The 5,361-nt window shown below is 70.2% G+C and carries 8 protein-coding genes and 2 pseudogenes; 3 read left to right on the plus strand and 7 right to left on the minus strand.

The window, feature by feature from the left end; all coding sequences use genetic code 11:
* Positions 1-6 precede the first annotated feature (6 nt).
* The 4 genes from Q8W71_RS32295 to Q8W71_RS32310 form a co-directional block, all read right to left on the minus strand.
* A complete protein-coding gene (locus Q8W71_RS32295) occupies positions 7-429 on the minus strand; it encodes a hypothetical protein (RefSeq protein ID WP_305529236.1) in 423 nt (140 codons plus the stop codon).
* Position 430: 1 nt separating this feature from the next.
* The gene (locus tag Q8W71_RS32300; protein ID WP_305529237.1) at positions 431-688 is read right to left on the minus strand and encodes a type II toxin-antitoxin system prevent-host-death family antitoxin; all 258 of its coding nucleotides are present in this window, start codon (positions 686-688) and stop codon (positions 431-433) included.
* A gap of 455 nt (positions 689-1,143) precedes the next feature.
* On the minus strand, positions 1,144-1,293 hold the full coding sequence (locus Q8W71_RS32305) for a hypothetical protein (protein ID WP_305529417.1): 150 nt from the start codon (positions 1,291-1,293) through the stop codon (positions 1,144-1,146).
* 27 nt (positions 1,294-1,320) lie between these two features.
* Positions 1,321-2,130 (minus strand): hypothetical protein, encoded by an 810-nt coding sequence (locus Q8W71_RS32310; RefSeq protein ID WP_305529418.1) that lies wholly within the window; start codon positions 2,128-2,130, stop codon positions 1,321-1,323.
* On the opposite strand from Q8W71_RS32310, the gene Q8W71_RS32315 reads away from it, so the two are divergent.
* Positions 2,129-2,500: a hypothetical protein gene (locus Q8W71_RS32315; protein ID WP_305529419.1), complete on the plus strand. Its 372-nt coding sequence runs from the start codon at positions 2,129-2,131 to the stop codon at positions 2,498-2,500. The two genes, Q8W71_RS32310 and Q8W71_RS32315, sit on opposite strands and share 2 nt — an antisense overlap.
* 154 nt (positions 2,501-2,654) lie before the next feature.
* Here Q8W71_RS32315 and Q8W71_RS33055 read toward each other — a convergent pair.
* Positions 2,655-2,960 (minus strand): annotated as a pseudogene (locus tag Q8W71_RS33055) (ProQ/FINO family protein); the annotation flags it as partial.
* 145 nt (positions 2,961-3,105) lie between these two features.
* On the opposite strand from Q8W71_RS33055, the gene Q8W71_RS32320 reads away from it, so the two are divergent.
* The gene (locus Q8W71_RS32320; protein WP_305529420.1) at positions 3,106-3,588 is read left to right on the plus strand and encodes a hypothetical protein; all 483 of its coding nucleotides are present in this window, start codon (positions 3,106-3,108) and stop codon (positions 3,586-3,588) included.
* Positions 3,589-3,761: 173 nt separating this feature from the next.
* Here the strand turns inward: Q8W71_RS32320 and Q8W71_RS32325 are convergent, their stop codons facing one another.
* Positions 3,762-3,995 (minus strand): dihydrofolate reductase family protein, encoded by a 234-nt coding sequence (locus tag Q8W71_RS32325; protein ID WP_305529421.1) that lies wholly within the window; start codon positions 3,993-3,995, stop codon positions 3,762-3,764.
* Between Q8W71_RS32325 and istB the strand changes: the two are divergent.
* A pseudogene (istB, locus tag Q8W71_RS32330) lies at positions 3,955-4,818 on the plus strand (IS21-like element helper ATPase IstB); the annotation flags it as partial. The gene Q8W71_RS32325 and the pseudogene istB sit on opposite strands and share 41 nt — an antisense overlap.
* An 82-nt stretch (positions 4,819-4,900) precedes the next feature.
* Here the strand turns inward: istB and Q8W71_RS32335 are convergent.
* On the minus strand, positions 4,901-5,361 hold a 461-nt coding region (locus Q8W71_RS32335), incomplete at its 5' end, for an IS5 family transposase (RefSeq protein WP_305529422.1).

A 5,361-nucleotide genomic window follows, 5' to 3' on the forward strand; every position in this document is an offset into this window, starting at 1 on the left:
ATGCGGTCACAGGGTTCGATCGATCCGGCCCTGGGCGGCGGTGAAGAGCGGGCGGATCGCGGCCCGGATCTGGTTCATGAACCCGGGCCCGAACGAGCCGCGCGCCGTCTGGTTCGGGTCGAGGTGGAAGGATCGCTCGGCGACGTCGTAGTTGTATTCGCTGACCGTGATCCAGCCGCGTTTCAACGTCGACAGGCCGGCGCGTCGCAGCTCGAGCAACGGGATCTCGAGGGCGGCCTGCCTCTCGCCCGGCGGGGTTCCGGAGATGGCCAGCAGGACGAGGTGGGTCAGCCCTTGAGCCTGATCCGGGATGGTGACGGCCAAGCAAGTCGGACGGTCCTTGGGCGCGTTGAACCGGCCCTCCGCGCGCTGCCACCGCCACAGGTAGGGGTAGGTGATGACCGAGCCCGACGGGAAGGGGTTCGCCATCCTAGTCGCCCCCGTGCTCCGCCGACTGGCGGTCGAGCTCGGCCAGGATGAGATGAGCCAGCTCCGGCGGCGTCTCCCCCGCGGCCAAGGCCCGGCGCGGGTCGGCCTGCTCGGTAAGCTGCCGGTAGGTGTCGGCCGAGAGCACGACCAGCGACGGCCGGCCGTGCTTGGTCAGGGTCAGTGGCGCCAGGCGCGCCTCGTCGTGGTAGCGGCCGAAGTGACGGAGGAACTCGGCGGTGGTGACGGATTTGTCCGGCATCCTGCACTCCTTTGGGTTATACAGATTATACAGATAACATGTCCGGACGCTATCTCGCCGGGCGGGCAAGGCCTCCACAGGTCGGGATCGTCCTGGAGGAAACGGGCGGGGATCTCCTCACATCCCTGCCAGGCGACGCGACCGTTCCGCCAGATCGTGATGTAGCCACGGCCCTGCGGCATCGGTGGCGGAAGGGCGGCCTCGTAGTTGCGGCAGCCGAACTCGCCCACCGTGGCCGAGAACGCCGGGACCCGGCTGTTGCCGATCAGGACGCGGTCGCAGGCGCCGGTCGGCCGCCGGACCCGGCGCCGCCGACAGGCCGAGGCGGAAGGCCTCGTAGGCCTGCCGCTCGCCCTCGGACGGCACCTTCCAGTGCCGGCAGTGCTTGCACTGGGCGGGACGCGTGTCGGCCGGCTCCTCGATCGCCGGTCCGCCGTTGTGCCCGAGGCGCCCGGTCACGGCCGGCCCCCGCACGAGCCGTCGGCCGCCAGCCAGGCCCGCAGGTCCTGGCGCATCCGGCCGACCGGCCCGTTGACGACGCTGACGCGGGCGTCGCGCCGCACGCAGCCCATCTCGACGAAGCCGCGCACGAGGGCGTGCATCACCGCGACGTAGATCCGGCCGCCGACCCGTCATGCCGCGCAGCGCCGCCCTCTCCCTCCGGACCGGGAGCTCCGGTCGGGCGCGAGGGCCGGCTCCGCACCTCCCACGGCGGCCGCCCATTCCGCCGGTGTCGCCCTGTGCCGTAGGCTATCCCGAACGTGACGGCCGCACCGGGAGACGAGCTGGCGCCATCGCCCGATCGAGCGGATCGTGACGATCTCCTGCCGGGACAGGTCGAACATCACGCAGGCTTTCCCGCCATCGACCAGGCGCAGCGCGTTGAGAACCGTGCCGGGGCTCGTCCCGTCCCAGAGCATCAGCCCGAACTCCGCCACCTCGGCCATGTGCCGGTCCTTGACCGCGTGGAAGGCGAACCCGCGAGCCCCCTCCGGCACGCGCGCCCGGCGGGTCGGCCAGCGACCGTGATTGTTCCGGGGAACCGCGCCGGAGCAGTAGACCGTCACCTCGCCATGGGCTTGCTCATGGAGCCGACGCTGGATCGCCGTGTCCGCGCCTGGGGCGTCGCCGACGACGACGCGATGTCCGCCCGCCACGATGTTGCGGAGGCGATGGCCGAAGGCGTCGGGAAGGTGGTCGACCTGCCGCGAGCCGCCGACGAAGATCGTAGGCATGTCCGATCCCTTCGTGTCGATGGACGGATCGGCGACGCCGGTCTCTCGATCCCGCACCGCCTCTCCTGCACGACGCGCGTCGCCGCCCTCTCGCTCTGGAGGGCTACGCCGGGCGCTCGGTGATCCGGGAAGGCGCGGGCGGCGGCGCCAGGCCGGCGTCGAACAGGACATGGAACGGACCGGCCCGCCTGCGATAATGTCGAGCATGTCATTCTCCGCGGCTACCGCCCACCCGGACCTGCGCGACTGGCGCGCGCGCATCGAGGGCCTGGATCCGGGCGCATCCCCCTGCCCCGGGCTGTTTGGCGAGGCGTGGCAGAGGAAGCATGCGGCCTTGCTGAGCTTCCTGGAGCGGCTCGGAGCGGAGGCGGTGGATCTCGGCTGGAGCGAGTTGGACCTGTTCGGGATCCACCCGACCGCCGGCGTCATCCGGGTCGACCACTGCGATGCCCTGGTGCTGGGCCGGCATGAGGCGGAATGGGTCGACGCCACCCGGATGGGCTTCCGCAACCTGACCGACCATCGCGATACGCCCGGACGCCCGCGCGGTATCCCGATCCGGGCGTTCGGAGGCTGACCCTGCCGCGGGAGGGGCTAGCGCTCAGTGACCAGCCGGGCCGGGAGGCGACGGCGGCGCGGGCGGCGCACCAGTGCCGTCCGGATCGGCGCCGCGGGCGGATCCCGCCTCCTGAGCGGCGCTCGCCGCGCGTTCGGCCGGCATCGTAGCGCATCGAGCCGGACTGCGCGACGGCGAAGAGGTAGAGGAAGCTTCGCGCGTAGTTCCGGACGGCCCGGTTCAGCTCAGTTGCCGGCACGTCGGGCTTGCGGCGCGCGGCGATGTCGGCGCCGAGGCCGATCCGGAAGGGGCGCACGACCTCGCTCTCCGCGGTCGGGACCACGCCGATCGGCGCGACGAGGAAGCCGTAGAGGGAAGACGGAGCCGTCTCTCCCCTCCCCGCACAGGAGAGCGGTCGCCCCGGCGACCGGCCGTGGCCGGCCGCCCGGCAGGGTGGTCCGGCCCCCGAGCCGATCGTCACCCGTCAGGGCCGAGACGCCGCAGGCGGCTCGGGGCGCGCAGCGCGTAGAGCGGCGTCCCGAAGGGCGGGCCGGGACACGAGGCACCCACGAGGCACCGCGGTCTTCCACGCTGTGCGAAGGGATGTGTTAGGTCTGCCCCCGCCGATGCCCATGCTCACCGACCGCCAGCGCCTCGAACTCGCGCTCCCGGCCTATCTCCTCTACGCGCTGACCGGCATGGCGGGCGCGTTCGTGCCGGCCGACCCGGCTCTGGCCGCGCGGGCGGAGGCGGACGTTGCGGCGCTGCGCGCGGAACTGCGGACCGCCTGCCTGGAACCGTTCGCGGACCTCGTCCCGGGGAAGCGAAACGCGCTGATACGGCGCCTGGAGCGGGTCGCGGGCTGTGTGACGACGCAGTGGCGGGATCGTCCGATGCTCGGGCTGATGCTGATGCTGTGGCACTTCGTGACGGATCTGACCGAGGGCGGCGTGCTGCACCTGTGGGAGAACTCGGCGATGGACCGCGCGCTGCGGCGCCTGCTGCCGATGTGCGAGCACGGGTTCGGAGAGCGGGAGGATGATGCTTCAGCTCGCGCGGAGGCCGACCGGCTGCTCGCCCGTCTGCGCGCCGAGGGGCTGTATCGCTGACTCAAGGCAGGATCGAAAATCGATCAGCTTGGCTTTGGCGATAACCGCTGAGGCTGAAGTCGACCGAAGGCGCGAATTTGACAGCAACGCACCTAATTGAACTGCCTCTCAATGGTGACGATACTCTCCTATTAACTCAGGAGAAGCCCCATCGCTCCGCCATGGAACGAAGTCTAAGTCACGCGGTATCGCAGATGTACGACACCACCCTGCCGGACCGCGGTCGACAACATGCTTAGGTGCACTTGTCGCGCCAGGCCTTCCGCACCGGCGGCGAACAGCGTCTGGCTGCCCGTATGGCCGCCGATCGCAGGGAACAGCAGCAGACTGATCTCATCGACCAATCCGCCAGCAAGGAACCTCGCATTGGTCCGCGCGCCGCCCTCAAGCAGCACCCTCGACAGCATCAAGCGCAGCCTGGTGGGCCTGCGCATGCCGCGCGCCCTGGAGGTTCTCGACGCCACGGTCCGGCGCATCGAGCAGGGAGAGATCGACGGCATCTCTGCCCTTGATGAGATCCTGACCGAAGAGCTGACGCTGCGTGAGAACCGCCGCGTGAAGACCGCCCTGCTCGTGGCGCGCCTGACCACCGTCAAAACGCTGGCCGGCTTCGACTTCGCCTTCCAGCCCTCGCTCGACCGCGAGCGCATCCTGGCGCTGGCCGAGCTGACCTTCATCGACCGGGCCGAGGTGGTCCACCTGCTCGGGCCACCCGGCACCGGCAAGAGCCATCTCGCCACCGCGCTGGCCGTCGAGGCGGTCAAGGCCGGGCGCAGCGTGGTGTTCTCGACGCTGACCGATCTGATCGCCTCGCTGGCCAAGGCCGAGCGTGACGGCTCGTTGCGCGAGCGCATCCACTACCTCTGCCGTGCGTCCCTGCTGGTCGTGGACGAGATCGGCTACCTGCCGGTGGTGCCGGGCGGGGGCAACCTGTTCTTCCAGCTCGTCAATGCTCAGCTCACGAGCGAGGGGCGATGATCCTGACCTCGAACCGCGGCTTTGCCGAATGGTGGGAGGTGTTCGGCGATCCGGTCGTGGCCACTGCGTTGCTCGACCGCCTGTTGCACCACGCGGTCGTCATCCAGATCGAGGGGGCGAGCTATCGCCTGCGCCAGCATGCCGATCTCGTGCCCGAGCATGTCCGCTCGAAAGCCCTCATCACCCCGCCGCCCGCTCCCAAGCGCCGCGGCCGCCCACCCGGAAAGGCCAACCCTCGATCACGGAGCCGGCCGATCACCGACCACACCCGAGCCCGCCGACCAGGGAATTTTCGATGCCCATAATCACGGAGACTTCTAGGCGGTGTGGACAGTTACCGGAGCCATAGGACGATGGCGGCGAGGGTGACGACGGCAGCGTAGTTGCGGGCGGTCTTCTCGTAGCGGGTGGCCACCCGCCGGAACTGTTTGAGCTTGGCAAAGCAGCACTCGATCAGATGGCGCTCCCTGTAGAGCACCCTGTCGAGGTCGTACTTCCTGGCGCGCGAGGGATTGCTCGGGATCACGGCCTGCGCGCTCTGGTCGGAGATGAGCTTGCGCAGGCGGTCGCTGTCGTAGGCGGCATCGGCCAGGACCACGTCAGCCGGCAGATCCTTCAGCAGCGCCTCGGCCTGCGGCGCGTCGCCTCTCTGGCCGGCTGTGAGGGCAAAGCGCACCGGGCAGCCGAGCCCGCGCACCACCATGTGGATCTTGGTGCTCAGGCCGCCGCGTGAGCGGCCGAGCGCCTGATCGGGGGCCGGCTCGGACGCGGGCTGATCGCCAGACCCCCTTTTTT

Source organism: Methylobacterium amylolyticum, assembly GCF_030700245.1.
GTDB lineage: Bacteria > Pseudomonadota > Alphaproteobacteria > Rhizobiales > Beijerinckiaceae > Methylobacterium.

Bases quoted from the DNA above. Each gene is read 5' to 3' on its own strand.
- Q8W71_RS32295 (WP_305529236.1), bottom strand. From the start codon at position 429: ATGGCGAACCCCTTCCCGTCGGGCTCGGTCATCACCTACCCCTACCTG.
- Q8W71_RS32300 (WP_305529237.1), bottom strand. From the start codon at position 688: ATGCCGGACAAATCCGTCACCACCGCCGAGTTCCTCCGTCACTTCGGC.
- Q8W71_RS32315 (WP_305529419.1), top strand. From the start codon at position 2,129: ATGTCATTCTCCGCGGCTACCGCCCACCCGGACCTGCGCGACTGGCGC.
- Q8W71_RS32310 (WP_305529418.1), bottom strand. From the start codon at position 2,130: ATGCTCGACATTATCGCAGGCGGGCCGGTCCGTTCCATGTCCTGTTCG.
- Q8W71_RS32320 (WP_305529420.1), top strand. From the start codon at position 3,106: ATGCCCATGCTCACCGACCGCCAGCGCCTCGAACTCGCGCTCCCGGCC.
- Q8W71_RS32325 (WP_305529421.1), bottom strand. From the start codon at position 3,995: ATGCTGTCGAGGGTGCTGCTTGAGGGCGGCGCGCGGACCAATGCGAGG.